Here is a 19,559-nt window from a genome sequence, read left to right as displayed (position 1 = left end):
CGTTTCAAAACTAATAATTTTAACCTGTACCCGTGATAATAAATCTACATAAAGCAAATAATTATACAGCTAACAACCTTGTATTTACTGATAATCGAGCCAATAGCAAAGAGTAAACACAATCTGTTACTCTTTAAAACCACACAATTAAAGTTAAGTGCGAAGGCATATAAACAACGACTTAGTTACTTTAGTAAAGCTGTTAATCCGAGCCTAGATTAGCAATTAGATTTCCATCAACTCAGCTTCTTTAGCTGTTAGTTGCGTATCCATTTCTTTGATAAACTTATCAGTGATTTTTTGGATAGCATCTTCAGCTTGACGCGCTTCATCTTCAGAGATGTCTTTATCTTTTAATAAGTTTTTAATATCGCCATTTGCATCACGACGAATATTACGAATAGCAACACGACCGCCTTCTACTTCACCACGTACGATTTTAATTAAATCTTTACGACGTTCTTCAGTCAATGGAGGAAGTGGTACACGGATCACTGTGCCTGCAGACATTGGATTTAAACCAAGGTCAGATGCCATAATCGCTTTTTCAACAGCTTGCGCTAATGACTTATCAAATACACCAATAGCCAATGTACGTGAGTCTTCAATTGTTACATTTGCAACTTGGTTTAACGGTGTTGGTGCGCCGTAGTACGACACCATGATGCCGTCTAAAATTGCAGGATGAGCACGGCCAGTACGAATTTTAGATAATTGACTACCAAGTGCTGCTACACTTTTTTGCATGCGCGCTTGCGCATCTTTTTGAATATCGTTAATCACGGTTTAATCCTAATCTAGTTACTAACTTCATCTGAGGCTTGTGAAGAAATAAGGGTTCCTTCTTCTTCACCCATTATTACGCGTTTTAATGCGCCTGATTTATTCATATTAAATACGCTCAATGGCATATTATGGTCGCGAGCTAATGTAAATGCCGCTAAATCCATTACTTTTAGTTCTTTATCAATAATTTCATTGTAGCTTAAGTGACGGTAAAGTGTCGCATCTGGGTTTTTAACCGGATCATCGCTAAATACACCATCTACTTTGGTTGCTTTAATTACTGTGTCAGCTTCAATTTCAATGCCACGTAAACACGCTGCAGAGTCAGTTGTGAAGAACGGGTTACCCGTACCGGCTGCAAAAATAACAACGCGACCTGTTTTTAATAAGCTAATGGCTTCTGCCCAGTTATATGCATCACATACGCCATTTAAAGGAATGGCTGACATTAAACGGCAATTTACAAATGCACGGTGCAACGCATCACGCATAGCAAGGCCATTCATGACGGTTGCAAGCATACCCATGTGGTCACCAACAACGCGGTTCATACCCGCTTCGGCTAGTGAGCCACCACGTAAAAAGTTACCGCCACCAATAACTAAACCCACTTCTACGTCGAGTTCTACGAGCTCTTTAATTTCTTGTGCCATACGATCTAAAACTTTAGGGTCGATGCCGAAGCCTTCGTCTCCCATTAAAGCTTCACCACTTAATTTGAGAAGAACACGTCTAAAAATAGGTTTGCGATTGATAGTCATAGTTTTGGGGCCAACTTTTATTGAATTATGGATAAAAAATAACCGCGCTTATGTTAAACATAAAAGCGCGGTTATTTTAAAGAATTTCTAAGCGTGACGCAAAAGCAAATAGTACTTTAATTGCATGTATTTTCCTTTGGCATCACAAATAGCTAATCTTACTTAGCTTTAGCAGCTGCAATTTGAGCAGCAACTTCAGCAGCAAAATCTTCTTCTTTCTTCTCGATACCTGCACCAACTTCCATACGTACAAAGCCAGTAACTGTTGCGTTTTTCTCTTTAAGAATTTCGCCAACAGACTTTTTAGGTTCCATGATGAAAGCTTGACCAGTAAGAGAAACCTCACCAGTGAATTTTTTCATACGACCAACAACCATCTTCTCAGCGATTTCAGCAGGCTTGCCTTCATTCATCGCGATGTCGATTTGTACTTGCTTTTCTTTTTCAACAACATCAGCAGGTACATCATCTGGCGTTAGGTAGTCTGGGTTTGAAGCAGCAACGTGCATTGCAACGTGCTTAAGTGTTTCTTCATCAGCAACACCTGCAACAACAACACCAATACGCTCGCCGTGACGGTACTCAACTAGTTGCTCACCAGTGATGTACTGAAGACGACGTACATTGATGTTTTCACCAATTTTAGTTACTAGCTCAACACGATCTTCTTCAAACTTAGCTTGTAAGTCTTCGATAGATGAAGTGTCAGCAATAGCAGCATCTGCAACTTTATTAGCAAATGCTAAGAAGCTTGCATCTTTAGCTACGAAGTCAGTTTGACAGTTAACTTCTACAAGTACTGCAACACCCGCGTTTTGCTTGATGATGATAGTACCTTCAGCAGCGATGTTACCTGCTTTTTTAGCAGCCTTTGCAGCACCGCTCTTACGCATGTTTTCAATCGCTAACTCGATGTCACCATCAGTCTCAGTTAACGCTTTTTTACAATCCATCATGCCAGCGCCAGTACGCTCGCGTAATTCTTTAACTAGGGCAGTAGTTACAGCCATTAGTAAATCCTCAAATCTGAAATCAGGTTTAGATAAGCGGGTTACCCGCTCCACAAGAATAGCAAGTCTTCACCTTTAAAAGATGAAGACTTGATGACAGCTAATTACTCAGCTTCTACGAAGTCATCTTTTTCAGCTTGAGCAACGATGTTACTCTCACGGCCTTCAGTGATCGCAGCTGCAACAGCACTAGTGTAAAGGTTGATTGCACGGATAGCATCATCGTTACCAGGTACGATGTAATCAACACCGTCTGGGTTAGAGTTAGTATCAACGATTGCAACAACTGGGATACCTAGGTTGTTAGCTTCACGGATAGCAATGTGCTCGTGGTCAGCATCGATTACAAAGATAGCGTCTGGAAGGCCACCCATGTTTTTAATACCACCAAGGCTTTTTTCAAGCTTGTCCATTTCACGAGTAAGCATTAACGCTTCTTTCTTAGTTAACTTCTCGAAAGTACCGTCTTGGCTTTGAGCTTCAAGGTCTTTAAGACGCTTGATTGATTGACGAACTGTTTTCCAGTTAGTCAACATGCCGCCTAACCAACGGTGGTTAACGAAGAATTGATCGCTTTGTAAAGCAGCTTCTTTTACTGCTTCGCTTGCTGCGCGCTTAGTACCAACGAAAAGAACTTTACCTTTGTTTGCAGCAGCACCAGATAAAAACTTAAGTGCAGTGTTGAACATTGGTACAGTTTGCTCAAGGTTGATGATATGTACACGGTTACGTGCGCCGAAGATGAAAGGTTTCATCTTAGGGTTCCAGTAACGTGCTTGGTGACCAAAGTGAACACCAGCTTGAAGCATATCGCGCATTGAAACGTTTGCCATTTTGTAAATCCTCTAAGTTGTTTAGGGTTAGGCCTCCACATATCCCATAGCACCAACACCGCAGTTAAATGAAACTGAAATGCACCCAAGTGTATGTGACGATACGTGTGTGTGTTAAAATAAAATTGTGTTTGCCTTAAATACAAAAAATCATTTAAGAATTTATTTGTAAAAAGACGGCGCGCTTTATACCATATTAAAATTAAATACTCAACGTCTCGTGCAAAAATTGTGCGACGATAATCATCTAAAAACGCAACTTTGGAGCCTCAATGAGCGCTGTGATTAAGACCCCTGAAGAAATCGAGAAAATGCGTGTAGCCGGCCGTTTGGCTGCTGATGTGCTAGAAATGATCGAACCACATGTGGTACCAGGTATCACCACCGATGAGCTAAATACAATTTGTCATGATTATATTGTTAATGTGCAAGATGCCGTTCCTGCTCCTCTTAATTATCATGGTTTTCCAAAATCAATTTGTACCTCGGTAAATCATGTAATTTGTCACGGAATTCCGAACGACAAAGCATTAAAAGACGGTGACAGTGTCAATATTGACATTACTGTTATTAAAGATGGTTACCATGGTGATACTTCAAAAATGTTCCATGTTGGCACACCTAACATTCAAGGCAAACGCCTTGCAGAAGTGACTCAAGAAAGCCTTTACCTTGCCATTAAAATGGTAAAACCGGGTGTTCGCCTTGGTGATATTGGTGCAGCTATTCAAAAATATGCAGAGAGCTTTAATTACTCTATCGTACGTGAATACTGCGGGCACGGTATTGGCAGTGAATTTCATGAAGAACCACAGGTAATGCACTACGGAAAACCAGGTACAGGCGAAACATTAAAAGCCGGTATGTGTTTAACAATCGAGCCCATGGTCAATGCAGGCAAACGCCAATGTAAATTACTAAAAGACGACTGGACTGTGGTAACAAAAGACCGTAGTTTATCAGCTCAGTGGGAACATACCTTACTGGTAACTGAAAATGGTGTTGAAATTTTAACACTACGATCAGATGATACTATCGATAGAATCATCGAGCACTAATAGTAGTGTGTGCTTAATCATAGTAATAACAGGCTTTAGCCTGCGTACAGATTAAGTGGTTTGCTGCAAAGGGAAATAACATGATTTATTCCCTTTGCAGCAAACACAGTATAAAAATAACTTAATCCAAGACTTATAATGCAGTCCATATATAGGAGCCAGCCTAAGTGGCATTACCTAACAAAGTAAAAAAGTTGCTCAATGATGCTCAGCAACTTAGCGAATACCGCGATTGCTCCGCCTATTTTTATAAATGGTTGCATAATGAATTCTCAAAACAACCCGTTGGTAATCTAATAAACGCCCGTGCAGAATTTATAGACCGGTTACTGATTAAACTCTTTCATGTTTTCGATTTAGCCCACGAGCCAGATCTCGCTTTAATTGCTGTAGGAGGTTATGGTCGCGGTGAACTTCATCCCTACTCCGACATTGACTTTTTACTGCTTGTTACCCAGCAACCCAATGACGATATTTGCGAAAAAATAGGCCAGTTTGTCACTATGCTGTGGGATCTTAATTTAGAAATAGGTCACAGTGTACGTACCATTGAACAAGCCATAGAGCAAAAACGTGAAGATGTTACCTTTGCCACCAGCCTACTAGAAAGCCGATTAATTTTCGGCAACCATATTGAATTCGAAAAGCTCAAAAGTCACCTCATCGAAAGGCCTGTATGGGGCTCTGGAGAGTTCTTTGTTGCAAAAGTACAAGAGCAAAATTTACGCCACAAAAAATGTCATGGTACGGCTTATAATCTAGAGCCTAATATAAAAGAAAATCCAGGCGGGCTGCGCGATTTACAAACCATTATTTGGGTTGCTAAAAAACACTTTAGAGCCGAAACCCTGCAAGAGCTGATAAATCACGGCTACCTAACTCACGAAGAATACCAAGAACTGTTAGAGTGCCTTGAAAATTTATGGAACATTCGCTTTGCTTTGCATTTAGCCGCGGGTCGCTCAGAAAACCGTTTATTATTCGATCACCAACCGCAAGCGGCTGAAATTTTGGGTTTTGGTAGTGATGGTAAAGCCTCTGTTGAGCGCATGATGAAACGCTTGTTCAGAATAATGAGCCGGGTGCGTGAACTTAATCAAATGCTACTTTCGTACTTTGAGCAAAGTATTTCACCAGACAGCAGCCAAGCCACTGTTGAAGAACTTGATCGTAACTTTGAACGCGTGGGCCATCAAATTCGGGTAAAAAGTCCGTCAGTATTTTTTAGGCGTGACCAACTTTTTGTATTATTTGAGCACATTGCTGATCACCCAGAAATTACCCATATATACCCAAGCACTATCCGAACTATCCGCCAAGTACGTCGTCGCTTATTAGGTGACTTACAAGATTATGCCGCGTGCCGCGAAGCTTTTTTACGTATTATAAAGCACCCTAACGGCATGGGCCGTGCATTTACGCTAATGCATAAGCACGGCATGATTGCCGCTTACCTTCCGCAGTGGCGCAATATTTTTGGCCAAATGCAGTTTGATTTGTTTCATGCCTATACCGTAGATGAACATACCCATAAATTAATTAATAATATTTACCAATACTTCGATAAAACCAGCATTAGTGACTTTCCAATTTGCAGTGAAATAGTTACGCGCATGGATAAACCCGAATTACTGTATTTGGCTGGTATTTTTCATGATATTGCTAAGGGGCGAGGAGGAGATCACTCAGAGCTGGGCGCTGTTGATGCCATAGCGTTTTCAAAGCTGCATGGCTTTGCCTCTTCAGATGGTAAGCTCATAGCGTGGTTAGTAAGCAACCACTTACTAATGTCGGTAACTGCGCAACGTAAAGATATTAACGATCCCGATGTAATAAAAGATTTTGCATCGCGAGTAAAAACCGAACGCCAACTCGATTACCTCTATTGTTTAACCGTGGCTGATATTCGAGCCACCAATGACAACCTATGGAATGACTGGAAAAACACGCTGCTGCGCGAGCTTTATTTGCACACACAGCGCGCCTTGCGCCTCGGGCTTGAAAACCCAATGGATCAACGCGACCAAATTCGTGATAAAAAGCACCAAGCTAAGCAACGCCTGCTTAATTTGCATTATCACGAGGAGCAAATTGACTTAATTTGGAGCCGTTTTAAAGCAAATTACTTTACCGCTTTTAGTGAGCAACAAATTTCTTGGCATACTGAGCACTTACTCAAGTGCACTGATTTAAGCCAGCCCAGTGTTATCGTTTCTAATAAAGCGATGCATGGCGGTACCCAAGTGTTTGCTTATAGCCCCTATTCAGGTGCCCTCTTTGCTCGACTGGTAAGTGTTATTGGCTCTAAAAAAGCGCAAATTCAGCACGCCCAAGTACTGACCACCAAAGATGGCTACGTACTGTTCAACTTTGTTATTTTAGAAGTTAACGGCGATCCGATTGCCAGTAGCCGCGCACAATCGATTAAACGCGGATTAGAGCAAGCGCTTCATGATCCACGTAAAAAAATACGCTTTAAAAAGAGCCGATCACAGCGTTTTAAAGACTTTAATATTAAACCTAAAATTGTACTGCGCCCGCACCCTCGTAAGGATCGTAGCTTAATAGAAATTCAAGCGGTTGATATACCTGGACTATTAACTAAAATAGCCGAGGTTTTTCAAGCTTACTTACTCCACATACATGCCGCACGTATTACCACGGTAGGCGAACGTGCAGAAGATTTCTTTGTGGTATCAAATAACGAATATCAAGCGCTGACTGATGAAGAGCAAGCAAAAATTCATCAGGCATTACGTAAAAAACTCAACGCCGAAATTGAATAAGAGGACACTATGTCAGATTTAAAAACCATGATTGAAAATGCGTGGGATAACCGCGACAGCATTAGCCCTGCTACAGTATCAAGCGATGTTAAACAAGCGATTATAGATGCGCTTGAGCTATTAGATAGCGGCGCTGCTCGCGTTGCAGAGAAAATTTCAGGCGAATGGGTTGTTCACCAGTGGCTTAAAAAAGCAGTACTACTTTCATTTAGAATTCGTGAAAATCAGCCAATGAACGACGGCGTAAACCAATTTTACGACAAAGTACCGCTTAAATTTAGCGACTACACGCCGGAGCAATTTCAGCAAGGCGGCATGCGTGTCGTACCCAACGCCGTTGCTCGTAAAGGCAGCTTTGTAGGTAAAAATGTCGTATTAATGCCATCGTACGTAAACATAGGTGCATTTGTTGACGATGGCACCATGGTTGATACATGGGCGACTGTGGGCTCATGTGCTCAAATTGGTAAGAATGTACACTTATCTGGCGGCGTAGGCATAGGCGGCGTTTTAGAGCCGTTACAAGCGAATCCTACCATCATTGAAGACAACTGTTTTATTGGCGCACGTTCAGAAATTGTTGAAGGCGTAATTGTTGAAGAAGGCGCCGTTATTTCAATGGGGGTTTACATTAGCCAAAGCACCCGTATTTACGACCGTGAAACCGGTGAAATTCACTATGGCCGCGTACCTGCCGGCGCTGTTGTGGTTCCAGGTGCACTGCCTTCAAAAGATGGCAGCCATAGCTTGTATGCGGCTATTATTGTGAAAAAAGTAGATAAACAAACTCGCGAAAAAGTGGGCATTAATGCCCTACTGCGCTCGATTGATGATTAAGAGCAGCTGTAAGTTTTTAGCTGTTAGCGCTAAGCAGGTTGATGTTAAACGTAGGTTGGGTTGAATAAAACAAAACCCAACGACACATTAAGTTAATGTGTATTCGCTAAAATTTAATTACATACAGAAAAAGCCCTAAGCTTGTATAGCTTTAGGGCTTTTTTAGTGATTTTAAAATACTTTCTCACAAACCTGTCCCCTTTAATGGCGTTGCTTTGTTAGATGCCTACAACTATAGTGAATTAACGCATAGTTCGATTGTCGAGGTTAAGTTGTTGCGGCTTTTTGTAATAAGTTGGTTGATATTATTATGTTCAAAACACGTCTTTGCTAATGACTTCAATACCTTTGAAAAAAAATTAGACGAAGCCGAAGATTATCTTACTGTTAATCCAGCTCAATCTATTACTATTTTAGAAAACCTCACAGGGTTACAACTCATGCCGCCAGAATTATTTATCCGCTGGCACCTTATCTATGCCCGTACAGCAGTACCTACAAGTCACTATGACGAGCTTTATACATCGATTGACGCAATATTTCAGCATCATCAAACTGATTATTTCAAACAAAAACTGACCACCATTATGAGTGCCTTGGGAATATGGCTTCGCCATGCAGAATATTTAGACGATGCCCAGTACTCATTTAAATGTGCTTACAAATATGCGCAAAACGATCGTCAACGCTTAACACTCACCAACAGTATGGCATTGGTTGCTCGCTCGCAAGATGACTTTGCAAAAGCGCGTGCTTTATACCTCGACAGTCATAAGATCACCACACAATTACAGCTTCCCAATGTAACCGCACTGATAGAAAGTAACTTAGGTTATTTAGCCCTGGATGAGGGCAATATACCCGAAGCTGAGCGCTATTTTAGAAGTGCATTAAGAAATAACCAAAACATTGATAAACGCGCGGGGCAAATCTCAACCGGGCTTAATTTATTAATGGTTTTTTTGATTCAAGAGCAGCAAATTAATTTTGAGCGACTCTATAGCCCAACGGCCACATTAACCCATGCCTTTCCCAATGAAGCGAAACAAGCATTACTCTTTTGGCTTGAAATAGGCTACAAAAATTTGACTGGGGGTTTTATAAGCCAAAAAGACAAACAACAGTTACAAACAGCGTATGAGCAATTAGAAAGCGATAAAATGAAACAACTAGTCGCGCGCTATTTAGCCAACAAGCTAGATGTAGCTGTAACCTTACCCGCCCCTATTGTCGCTAAGGACTTTACCAGCCCTTGGTTTGAGCTGGTAAAGCAATGTGATTGGAAATGCTAAGACTCGATTTAGTCCTTAGCCTATATAAGGCTATACCCCTCTAAAATAAATACTTTAATACTCTCACATCAACTTTCTCTTACTTTCTTTTTTAAAACCAAGCTGCTGTAAATATTAACTTTAATTTAAAAAAGTGACATTTTTAAGCTGCAAAATTAGCCAACCCTAGTGAATTTATAATAAGGTAGTCAGGCATACTTGAAAGTTAGCAATTAATATTAAGGATTAATATGACAAAAACTGCTTTACGCTCAACCATTTTGCTACCTGTATTTTTGCCTGCAGTATTTATTATTCTACTTTTGGTGATTGGTACAAGTAGTAACCCTGAACTCGCTGGTCAGGCATTTAGTGTTGCCCTTATGTGGATAACAGAAACCTTTGGCTGGTTTTATATGTTGTCTGTCGCTATTTTCTTGGTATTTATTGTCTCAGTCGCGGCTTCTAGCTGGGGGAATATAAAATTAGGCCCTGATCATGCACAGCCACAATACAGCTTTGGTGAATGGTTTGCCATGCTCTTTTCTGCCGGTTATGGCGTGGCACTGCTTTACTTTGGTGTTGCTGAACCTGTGCTGCATTACGCATCCCCGCCATCGGGGGCGGCTGAAACCGTTGATGCCGCCAAGCAGGCAATGCAAATTGCCTTTTTCCATTGGGGATTTCATATTTGGGCTATCTATGGAATTGTTGGTTTAGTGCTTGCTTATTTTGCATTTCGCCATGGCTTACCACTGTCTATTCGCTCTGCCTTGTATCCACTTATTGGCGATAAAATTTATGGCCCAATCGGCCATACTGTGGATGTATTTGCCATATTAGGTACTTTATTTGGTATTGCCACTACACTAGGGCTTTCGGTGACTCAAATAAATGCTGGCCTACATTACTTATGGCCAAACATCCCTATTAATACCACAGTGCAAATTACCGCGATTGCCGTAATTACTGCGGCAGCAACACTCTCAGTGGTGGCCGGTATGGATAAAGGGGTCAAGCGATTATCAATTGTGAATATGACCTTAGCGGTTTCACTAATGGCTTTTGTGTTTTTCATTGGCCCAACTATTCACATCTTAGAATCATTTTTACAAAATACCGGCAGTTACCTAAGCGGCATTGTTGAACGTACCTTTAATTTACAGGCATACAGCCGCAGTGATTGGATTGGTAACTGGACCTTATTTATATTTGGCTGGACGATTGCGTGGGCACCGTTTGTGGGTATGTTCATCGCAAAAATTAGCCGCGGCAGAACCATCCGACAATTTGTTGTTGGGGTAATGTTAGTTCCCACTATTTTTACCTTTTTATGGTTTTCAGTCTTTGGTGATACCGCACTTAACTTAATTATGAATGAGGGATTTGATACCCTTATTGGCGATGTACAAGCAAATCATGCCGTCGCATTATTTCAATTATTTGAAGTGTTACCACTGTCATTTTTCATTTCACTGCTCACTGTCATTTTGATCATAACTTTTTTTGTTACATCATCTGATTCAGGCTCTTTAGTCATTGATTCACTCGCCTCTGGAGGAAGCATTAATACTCCAGCTTGGCAACGCGTGTTTTGGGCGGTACTTGAAGGTGCTGTGGCGGCTGTTTTATTAGTGGCAGGCGGACTAAGTGCGCTGCAAACCATGACCATAGCCAGTGCCTTACCCTTTGCTATTATTATGCTAATTGCCACGGCGGGGCTTTGGCGAGCTCTAAAAATTGAAGGCCATCGAGACACCAGCTTGCAAGCACATACACTTAATAGCCGCAACATTAACTTGTCTCACTGGAAGCGTCGTTTAGCGGCTATGGTCAATTACCCTAATAAAGAAAAAGTACATACTTTTATTGGTAGCGTGGTAGTTGAGGCAATGAAAGCCGTACAAGCAGAATTGAAATCTAGACAATGGCATGCAGTGGTGGAATTTGATACGGATTTAGGCCGCGCTCATTTAACGGTACTGCGCCATGAACATGTGGATTTTGTTTATGATATTCGCCTTACCGAGCATCCTATGCCAAGCTTTGCTTACTCAGAGCTAAAGCCTGATAACAACGATGCTGAAAAGTATTATAAGGCCGACGTGTTTTTACGTCGCGGTGGTCTGTCATACGATGTTTATGGCTACACTGAAGATGATATTGTGAAAGATATTCTTGACCAATTTGAGAACTACTTACACTTTCTAGGTAATAGCCCAGGCGAACTTCCTTGGGATATGGCCGAACATGATGACATGTTAAATACCGATAAAGCTTAACGGATGCAGTCAATATTGGTAAAATGGTAATTAAAAATAAAAAAGGCACTGTAAAGTGCCTTTTTATTTACTCAAATATAATTACAGCGCGTTAAATACATCGTCTGTTTTAGCGGCACAAATAAAATCGTTTTTATGCAAACCTTTAATTGAATGGCTCCACCAAGTAACAGTTACTTTACCCCATTCGGTTAATAGACCAGGGTGATGGCCTTCATCTTCAGCCATATCGCCAACTTTATTAGTAAATGCAATGGCCTGCTTAAAGTTTTTAAACTTATAAACGCGCTCTAATTGCATAATACCGTCGCGTACTTCAGGCACCCAATCAGGGATTTTTTTAATTAATTCAGCCAATTCTGCATCTGATACTTTTGGAGCATCTGCATGACAGGCTTCACATTTTTGTTCACTTAATGAAGACATTTTAAATCCTTAATTCTAGTGTTACTTTTATTAAAAAACTAACTAGCTAATTTTTCTTTTGGGGGAAATTTCGGCTCGTGTAAACCAAGCGCCTTAGCTTGCTCAACTAAAGTCATTATATCCATTTGCGATATTTCAAACAGATCATGAATCGAATTAATGGTGTAGTACAGCGGCTGCATAATATCAATACGGTATGGCGTGCGCAGCACATCTAGCACATTCATTGGATTAATTTCTGGTGTATCAGAGTACACGTATTGGGTTTCTCCTGGGCTTGATAAAATACCGCCCCCGTAAATACGTAATCCTTTTTCAGTTTGCATCAAACCAAATTCGACCGTAAACCAATACATGCGCGCTAAATAAACGCGGTCTTTTTTCTCTGCCGCGTAACCTAGTTGCCCGTATTTATGCGTAAATTCAGCAAAGTCAGGATTTGTTAGCATGGCACAGTGGCCGAATATTTCATGAAAAATATCGGGCTCTTGTAAATAATCAAATTCTTCACGGCTACGAATAAACGTAGCAACAGGAAACTGCTTGTTGGCCAGTAGTCTAAAAAACTCATCAAAGTCGATAAGTGCAGGTACAGGTGCTACTTGCCAACCTGTTGTTGCCAATAGCACTTCGTTTAGCTCACTTAGCTGTGGAATACGATCATGCGGTAGATTAATTTTTTTTAACCCTTCCATGTACTCGTCACAGGCTTTGCCTTCAATGCACGCAAGTTGGCGTGCTACAAGCTCAGACCAAATTTTATTTTCTTCATCGCTCCAATGTATAACGCCATTTTCATCTGGTGTTTTAGAGGTGTAATTACTTGCTTTAGCCATAAATACCTTCTTTGGGTTTAAACCCTAAATCGGTGTCAAAATAATAGCCACGTGCTCGGCTATTCGATGTAGTCATACTATGCAAAAGTGAACAAAAGTTTAATAGCTTGACTCAGATCAATACTTTCGCATATTGCACAGATCGTAAATTTATAATTACACCAGAGCAAAGATAAAAACACACCCCATATTTAACAGCGCTTACAAATCGAAACCAATGTAAACAATAAATTACACGTTACGATATTTTAGTAAATGCTTGGTTGAGATCGTTAATAATATCATTAACATCTTCAAGCCCAACAGATAAGCGAATTAAACCATCACTAATTCCGGCTGCTAATCTTTCTTCCGGTGTGTAAGGCGAATGGGTCATCGATGCAGGGTGTTGAATAAGTGTTTCAGCATCGCCTAAGCTAACCGCTAAAGTACATAGCTTCATGCTATCAATAAACTGCTCACCGTCGGTTAAACTCCCTTTAATTTCAAAAGCAATAACACCGCCAGCAGCCTTCATTTGCTTACCAATAAACCGATGACCTGGGTGCGACTTCAGTCCAGGATAGTACACTTTACTCACTTGAGGGTGAGCCTCTAAATATTCAGCAATCGTTTGCGCACTCTGCCAATGACGCTCTACCCGTATAGCTAATGTTTTTAAACCTCGGTTAATTAACCATGCATCGTGTGGGCTAATCGTCGCGCCTATATCTTTAAGCACGGTCATTTTAATCTGTGTAATGTGCTCAAGGGATCCACACACAATACCTGCGACTACATCGCCGTGACCATTTAAATACTTGGTAGCACTGTGCATAATAATATCGATGCCGTATTGTTTAGGTGACTGTAGCAGCGGCGTTAAAAAGGTATTGTCGACCACACTTATTAAATTATGCTGTTTTGCTACATCACCAATAAGTGCTAAATCAATAACGGCCATCGTTGGGTTTATCGGTGTCTCTGCAAATATCATTTTTGAGTTTGGCTTTATTGCAGCACGTAACTCATCTTCATTGGTCATATCCACAAAGGTGACTTCAATGCCCCAACGCGGCAACATATGCGCAAAAAAAGCAAAGGTGCAGCCATAAAGCGCACTTGATGCAACTAAGTGATCGCCTTGTGATAAAAAGCTCAGTACCGAAGCCGATACCGCTCCCATACCTGTAGCCGTTGCCGCTGCAGCCTCACAGCCCTCTAATTGCGCCACTTTTTGTTCAAGTTCAGTGGTGGTAGGGTTACCCAAACGCGTATAAATATAACCTGGCTCATCGCCAGCAAACCGTGCAGCACCCTGCGCAGCATTTTCAAAATGAAATGTCGATGTTTGGTATAATGGCGAGGTTAATGCGCCATGGGGATCATTGGCTTTTTGTGGGCCATGGATACATTGGGTGTGTGGATGATGCTTGCTCATTGTGTGCTCTCGTTTTTATTATGTGTGTCAATTACATAAATAAAACGCACCGCACTTTAAATCACAAGCATGCCGGATGCTCAGATGGCTATTTGTGCAAACTTTACTCAAAAAGCTGTACACAAATATTGCCAACTAATTACTCTCGGCTCTCTTAGTGCGACTCATAATTTTACTCGCAACCCCTTGAACAGTGCCTTTTAACAAGCTGCGTTTATTTTCAAGACGCGGTAAGGGTCGGCTTAATTCCATGGCTTTATAGCCTATACGTGCTGTAAATATACCCGCACTGACGCCTTGCGCGGCTCGCCCTGAAAGTTTGCCTAATAGCTCAGCACTGAGTGCCGTGGCAGCTAAATCAGATACAAGCTCTGCACTGCCTACAAACATAACTTGTTTTAACAGCATTCGATAGAGTTTAATGCGACTGGCGTAACCAAAACCAATGCCATAAATTTTACCTATTTGTTCAATTAATTTTGTACCGCGCCATAACACCGCCATCATATCCACCAGCGCAAGAGGGCTTAATGCGACTAATAAGGCTGACTCTGTTGCAAAGCGGTTTATAAGCTTTTTAGCTTGGGTGTCTTGCCTTACCAGTAGGCTATTAGCGTAAAGTGTCATTATTTCTTTATCACTATGGTGCGTAGCAACTTGGTTTTTAAAGTTTTCAAAATTGTCTAACTGCTGGTGCTTGTTCAATTTTTCAAGCCAAGGGAGTGCACCACCCACTTGCTCACTGTTTAATAACCTATCGGCTTCATGGCGATGCAGCTGATTACGCTTTAAACTGCGCAACATCCGATACTCTCGCCATAACAATCTTGTTATTAATAACACACCGCTTACCACGGCGGTTAAATAAACACTGCCCAAAATAAGCGATTGCTGATAAGCAAGCACAATAGAAAACCCAAACTCTAGCAGTACTAAAATAATAAAGCTGAGCGCAAACAAGCCTTTGAGCGTTTGCCATTTTGACTTTTTATACACCGGCTCTAAATCAACTTCAGGCTCAAGCGCATCATCCTCAAGCTCAGAGGTGTAATCACTTTGTCCGTGTTCAATAATTTTAGCAGGTGTTAACGCAGGCTCGTTTTGCTCAATACTTTGTGCACTAATACGACGCCCTGCTTGAAACTGTTGCGTTGACTCACTCATGTTAATTTATCTCCTAGCAAGTACTGCATCACATGATCTAATCGAATATGTTTAAGTTGCTTGTCGGGGCTTGGCATCGGCGAAAATGACAAAAATTCAAACCCTTGCGCTGGCCACTCACTTTTATTAAGCATTCTACTTGGCGGCTCTGGTGGTAAATAAGTCAGCCACTCATGCTCATTTAAAGGTTTACCGTAAACGCAATCAAGGGTTTGACCTTTATCAACCACTTGGCGAGGTTGGGTTGCGGTAATTGATGACATAGCCATAGTTTCAATTTGTACACCGTCAAACTTTAAATGATTACTTTGCTCTTTGACCAACGAGTCTAGTAACAAGGCTAACGCTTTATGATGCTTAGCACTGATGTGATCTGACTTATTAGCAGCAAACAATATTTTATCAATATTCGGTTTGAATAAACGTTTAAAAAAGCCAGACTCCCCATAACTAAAATGTGCCAACAATTGATTAATAACACGGCTTTGCTCATGCAAAGTTTCATGGCCTTCATTTAATGCACTGAGTACATCAACCAACACAATTTGGCGGTCAAAATGACGAAAATGCTCATTATAAAATGGCTTAACGACTTCTTTCACGTAAGCATTAAAACGTTTAATTAAATGCGCTAAATTAGAACCCGCCACCACATCGTCTTTCATTTTTTCAGGATTAATTGGAAAAAATAACAATAACGGCGCACCTTGCAAGTCGCCTGGCATTAACATTCGCCCGGGTTGTAACATCGCAAGTTTGGTGTCTTTTTTTAGCCCTACTAGCATGCGTTGATAAAGTTGTGCAATGTTAGCAAGCTCACTTTCATCCACAGGCGCATGTAAGTCAAGTTGCTCTACGGCGTGTAAAAAATCGCCTGAGGTAGCGCTGCGAGGAGACTGATTTAATAATGGGTATTGCTGTTCACACCACGCAGTATAGCTTTGTTCAAGCATAGGTAAATCGAGCAGCCATTCGCCTGGATAGTCAATAATATCAAGGTATAACGTTGATTGCGGTGAAAAATGACCTCGCAGACCCGCATTACTTTGGTATTTAATCGCCAAGCGTAGGGTATTTATTCGCTCTGTAGACGCCGGCCAAGCAGGGTCACCTTCCATTGGCAGTAAGGCACTCATTGCACGGTTATAATCAAAAGTGGGCACGTTTAATGCCTCTTGCGGCACAATTTTAGTGGCAATATGACGATGCTCGCGCATCACATCAAAAAAAGGTAAGTTGTTGTCATTCGCCTGAGAGGTTAAGTGCTTAACTAACGCACTGATAAACGCGGTTTTACCACTGCCGCTCAACCCAGTTACAGCAAGCTTAACATGTTGGTCTAAACTACGGTGCAGGGCTTTTTGTGCTTTGCCTTTAAAAGTTTTAAAGGTCTTTTTTGCAAATGATTGGCTCATAAAGTGTTTTGCACCCTATCTGCCGTAATTGTTCACGTTACAAACAAGGTGCTTATCAATCCTTTAAAGTTTATTAATTTCACGACTGACCGTAAATTCGCTTGAGGTAACGTAACGTTCCATCTCTTGTAAGCGAACATCAACACGTGTTAAACGCTCTTTTAAGTCTTGTAATGCACGACGAGGTGGCTCGCCCTTTTGCCATACTTTAAACTTAACTTCCAGTGGGTCATCACTGTAAGTTGAATGCGTTTTATGTGTTGCAGCAGGTTTTTTATCTAAAATAAACCATGCTGCAATGTACGCTACCACAAATAATGGGCCACCGGTTAGTAGTACCGCACTAACAAATATAATGCGAACTAACCATAACTCCATATTAAAGTAGTCACTTAAACCGGCACATACGCCAGCTATTTTGCCGCGTTGTGGGTCTCTGAATAATTCGCGTTTAGTGTTCATACTTTTTGTCTCCACTGAGGTGACTCTTGATCAAGCAACGCTTCTAGTGTTTCTACTCTATCAGCCATTTTTTCAGCTTTTTGTGCAAGCTCCAATAATTGGCGATGCTCATGCTCACTCAACCCTTGGCTTACTTGCTTTTTGCTACGGTAGTGTAAAATTAACCACAGTGGCGCAACAAAAATCATAAATAAGATAAAGGGGGCAACTAGTATCTCTGGATCAAACATAATCCTCTCCTGACAATCCGTATTCTATGTTGATGTCAGGGGCACGTGGCCCCTGATATTATCGTTTTATTTATTTGCGAGTTTCTTTTTAAGTTCAGCTAACTCGTCATCAATCTTTTCATTCTTTTGTAAGTCTGCAATTTCATCAGCTAACGTTTGTTTACCTAAATCATAAGACTCTATTTGAGATTCTAGCCCATCAATTTTGGTTTCGTAACGTTCAAAGCGATTAAGTGCATCCTCTACTTTAGAACTATCAAGCGCTTTTTTAACTTCAAGGCGCGACTCAGCCGAGCGTTGACGTAAAATAATCGCTTTTTGACGTGCCTTAGCATCTGCTAGCTTTTCTTGTAGCGTAGTTACCTCTTGTTGTAGCTTCTCAATATGAGACTCTACATGGTCAAGTTCACTTTCTACCGCAGCAACTGCGTCGGCTGATTTTTGCTTTTCAAGTAATGCTGAGCGTGCTAGATCGTCACGATCTTTGCTCAGTGCCAATTCGGCTTTGTCTTGCCAATCGTTTACTTGGGCTTTTAGTGTGTCTACGCGACGTACTAATTCTTTTTTCTCAGCGAGTGTTTTTGCTGATGTAGAGCGTACCTCTACCAGTGTATCTTCCATCTCTTGGATAATAAGACGAACCATTTTTTCAGGGTCTTCTGCTTTATCTAAAATGGCATTGATATTAGAATTAACAATGTCTGCAAAACGTGAAAAAATTCCCATAACATATACCTCTATTATTTAATCTAAATGTGTCTGCTTTTATTAGTATCAATATGCTTGCCAACTTTTTTAATTTTAAAATAGCAATAAATTTCAACTAGTTAAATGTAAATTACAAATTGCTTTTGTTATCAATCATAATGAAATACACTAACTGTTAGTAAAAATGACTAAGAGTTAGGAAATATGAGTCAATATCGCCAACAGGATAATTTGCTCGGCCAATCAGACAGCTTTTTATCGGTTCTTGATCAGGTATCGCAGCTAGCAAACCTAGATAAACCCGTACTTATTATTGGTGAACGCGGTACCGGTAAAGAGCTTATTGCAGCACGTTTACACTTTTTATCCAAGCGCTGGGATCAAAGTTACGTCAAACTCAACTGTGCGGCATTAAACGAAAATCTACTCGAAAGTGAATTATTTGGCCATGAAAGTGGTGCATTTACCGGCGCAAGTAAACGCCATGAAGGCCGATTTGAGCGGGCTAATAGCGGCACCTTATTTTTAGATGAGTTGGCAAATACTTCTGCCCTAGTGCAAGAAAAGCTATTAAGGGTAATAGAGTATGGTGAGTTTGAGCGTGTTGGCGGCAAACAAACGGTTAAAGTAGATACGCGCTTAGTCTGTGCGACCAATGAAGACTTACCCCATTTAGCGCAGCAAGGTGAGTTTAGAAGCGATTTACTCGATAGGCTCGCGTTTGATGTAATCACTCTACCGCCACTGCGCGAACGCCAAGACGATATTATGTTACTGGCTGAGCAATTTGCAATGAATATGGCACGCGACTTAGAGTGGGAGTTATTTAGTGGCTTTACTCGCAATGCACAAGAAAGTTTACTCAGTTATGAGTGGCCGGGTAATGTGCGTGAGCTTAAAAATGTGGTGGAGCGAAGTCTGTATCGCCACGGCAATGAACATATCCCTGTGCATAAAATTATTTTAGACCCATTCGAAAGCCGCTTTAGACCTAAAGCACGTATTAAACATACACAAGCCCCTGTTGCTGTGCAAAATGAAGTTGTTAACACCCAGCCCAAAGAAGCGCCTGTAACACCGAGTTTAAGTAACGCAGAACCTGAGTTTCCTTGTGACTTAAAAACACTCTCTAATGAATTTGAGATCACATTAATAAAAAAAGCATTAGAACATAGCCAATTTAATCAAAAGAAGACTGCAGAAGTACTTGGTTTAACGTATCATCAATTACGTGGTTATTTGAAAAAATACAATTTGCTGGAATAGTAGAGGTT

18 protein-coding genes are annotated in these 19,559 nt (G+C 41.0%); 6 read left to right on the top strand and 12 right to left on the bottom strand.

The features are described from left to right. Nucleotides 1-225 precede the first annotated feature (225 nt). The 4 genes from frr to rpsB all read right to left on the bottom strand — a co-directional run bounded on the left by frr (nt 226) and on the right by rpsB (nt 3,390). Nucleotides 226-783 (bottom strand): ribosome recycling factor, encoded by a 558-nt coding sequence (gene frr, locus A9479_RS03605; protein ID WP_008467521.1) that lies wholly within the window; start codon nt 781-783, stop codon nt 226-228. Between the two features lie 14 nt (nt 784-797). Continuing rightward, nucleotides 798-1,547, bottom strand: coding sequence for a UMP kinase (pyrH, locus tag A9479_RS03600; protein WP_016899281.1), 750 nt, complete (start codon nt 1,545-1,547; stop codon nt 798-800). 158 nt (nt 1,548-1,705) lie between these two features. Further along, the gene (gene tsf / locus A9479_RS03595) at nt 1,706-2,557 is read right to left on the bottom strand and encodes a translation elongation factor Ts (RefSeq protein WP_013465429.1); all 852 of its coding nucleotides are present in this window, start codon (nt 2,555-2,557) and stop codon (nt 1,706-1,708) included. Between the two features lie 104 nt (nt 2,558-2,661). Further along, nucleotides 2,662-3,390 carry a 30S ribosomal protein S2 gene (gene rpsB / locus A9479_RS03590; RefSeq protein ID WP_013465430.1) on the bottom strand — a complete coding sequence of 243 codons (729 nt, stop codon included), beginning with the start codon at nt 3,388-3,390 and terminating at the stop codon, nt 2,662-2,664. 272 nt (nt 3,391-3,662) lie between these two features. Here rpsB and map point away from each other — a divergent pair, with 272 nt between their 5' ends. The 5 genes from map to A9479_RS03565 all read left to right on the top strand — a co-directional run bounded on the left by map (nt 3,663) and on the right by A9479_RS03565 (nt 11,624). Continuing rightward, the gene (gene map / locus A9479_RS03585; RefSeq protein ID WP_008467527.1) at nt 3,663-4,448 is read left to right on the top strand and encodes a type I methionyl aminopeptidase; all 786 of its coding nucleotides are present in this window, start codon (nt 3,663-3,665) and stop codon (nt 4,446-4,448) included. A 167-nt stretch (nt 4,449-4,615) separates the two neighbouring features. After that, nucleotides 4,616-7,234: a [protein-PII] uridylyltransferase gene (glnD, locus tag A9479_RS03580; RefSeq protein WP_016899280.1), complete on the top strand. Its 2,619-nt coding sequence runs from the start codon at nt 4,616-4,618 to the stop codon at nt 7,232-7,234. A gap of 9 nt (nt 7,235-7,243) precedes the next feature. After that, nucleotides 7,244-8,071 (top strand): 2,3,4,5-tetrahydropyridine-2,6-dicarboxylate N-succinyltransferase, encoded by an 828-nt coding sequence (gene dapD, locus A9479_RS03575; RefSeq protein ID WP_008467531.1) that lies wholly within the window; start codon nt 7,244-7,246, stop codon nt 8,069-8,071. Between the two features lie 275 nt (nt 8,072-8,346). Continuing rightward, on the top strand, nt 8,347-9,363 hold the full coding sequence (locus A9479_RS03570; RefSeq protein ID WP_064662732.1) for a tetratricopeptide repeat protein: 1,017 nt from the start codon (nt 8,347-8,349) through the stop codon (nt 9,361-9,363). A 230-nt stretch (nt 9,364-9,593) separates the two neighbouring features. Continuing rightward, a complete protein-coding gene (locus tag A9479_RS03565; protein ID WP_064662715.1) occupies nt 9,594-11,624 on the top strand; it encodes a BCCT family transporter in 2,031 nt (676 codons plus the stop codon). An 81-nt stretch (nt 11,625-11,705) separates the two neighbouring features. Here A9479_RS03565 and A9479_RS03560 read toward each other — a convergent pair whose 3' ends face one another. The 8 genes from A9479_RS03560 to pspA all read right to left on the bottom strand — a co-directional run bounded on the left by A9479_RS03560 (nt 11,706) and on the right by pspA (nt 18,303). Then, nucleotides 11,706-12,050 (bottom strand): 4a-hydroxytetrahydrobiopterin dehydratase, encoded by a 345-nt coding sequence (locus A9479_RS03560; RefSeq protein WP_013465435.1) that lies wholly within the window; start codon nt 12,048-12,050, stop codon nt 11,706-11,708. 38 nt (nt 12,051-12,088) lie between these two features. Next, nucleotides 12,089-12,886, bottom strand: a complete 798-nt coding sequence (gene phhA, locus A9479_RS03555; protein WP_013465436.1) for a phenylalanine 4-monooxygenase — start codon at nt 12,884-12,886, stop codon at nt 12,089-12,091. A gap of 238 nt (nt 12,887-13,124) precedes the next feature. Beyond that, the gene (gene megL / locus A9479_RS03550; RefSeq protein WP_064662714.1) at nt 13,125-14,306 is read right to left on the bottom strand and encodes a methionine gamma-lyase; all 1,182 of its coding nucleotides are present in this window, start codon (nt 14,304-14,306) and stop codon (nt 13,125-13,127) included. A 135-nt stretch (nt 14,307-14,441) separates the two neighbouring features. Beyond that, on the bottom strand, nt 14,442-15,470 hold the full coding sequence (locus A9479_RS03545) for a TIGR01620 family protein (protein WP_064662713.1): 1,029 nt from the start codon (nt 15,468-15,470) through the stop codon (nt 14,442-14,444). Then, on the bottom strand, nt 15,467-16,885 hold the full coding sequence (locus A9479_RS03540) for a YcjX family protein (protein ID WP_028834043.1): 1,419 nt from the start codon (nt 16,883-16,885) through the stop codon (nt 15,467-15,469). Before A9479_RS03540 ends, A9479_RS03545 begins: the two co-directional genes overlap by 4 nt. A gap of 63 nt (nt 16,886-16,948) precedes the next feature. Next, the gene (pspC, locus tag A9479_RS03535) at nt 16,949-17,347 is read right to left on the bottom strand and encodes an envelope stress response membrane protein PspC (protein WP_013465440.1); all 399 of its coding nucleotides are present in this window, start codon (nt 17,345-17,347) and stop codon (nt 16,949-16,951) included. After that, nucleotides 17,344-17,577: an envelope stress response membrane protein PspB gene (pspB, locus tag A9479_RS03530; protein WP_008111014.1), complete on the bottom strand. Its 234-nt coding sequence runs from the start codon at nt 17,575-17,577 to the stop codon at nt 17,344-17,346. The genes pspC and pspB overlap by 4 nt, the downstream gene beginning before the upstream one ends. Nucleotides 17,578-17,643: 66 nt before the next feature. Further along, nucleotides 17,644-18,303 carry a phage shock protein PspA gene (gene pspA, locus A9479_RS03525; protein ID WP_016899278.1) on the bottom strand — a complete coding sequence of 220 codons (660 nt, stop codon included), beginning with the start codon at nt 18,301-18,303 and terminating at the stop codon, nt 17,644-17,646. A gap of 186 nt (nt 18,304-18,489) precedes the next feature. Between pspA and pspF the strand changes: the two genes are divergently transcribed. Then, nucleotides 18,490-19,551, top strand: coding sequence for a phage shock protein operon transcriptional activator (gene pspF / locus A9479_RS03520; RefSeq protein ID WP_016899277.1), 1,062 nt, complete (start codon nt 18,490-18,492; stop codon nt 19,549-19,551). Nucleotides 19,552-19,559: the final 8 nt, after the last annotated feature.

This window comes from Pseudoalteromonas sp. MQS005 (genome assembly GCF_001661605.1).
Classification (GTDB): Bacteria; Pseudomonadota; Gammaproteobacteria; order Enterobacterales; family Alteromonadaceae; genus Pseudoalteromonas; species Pseudoalteromonas tetraodonis.
The sequence above is the reverse complement of the archived record's forward strand: the minus strand, read 5'-3'. Positions and strand labels throughout refer to the sequence as shown.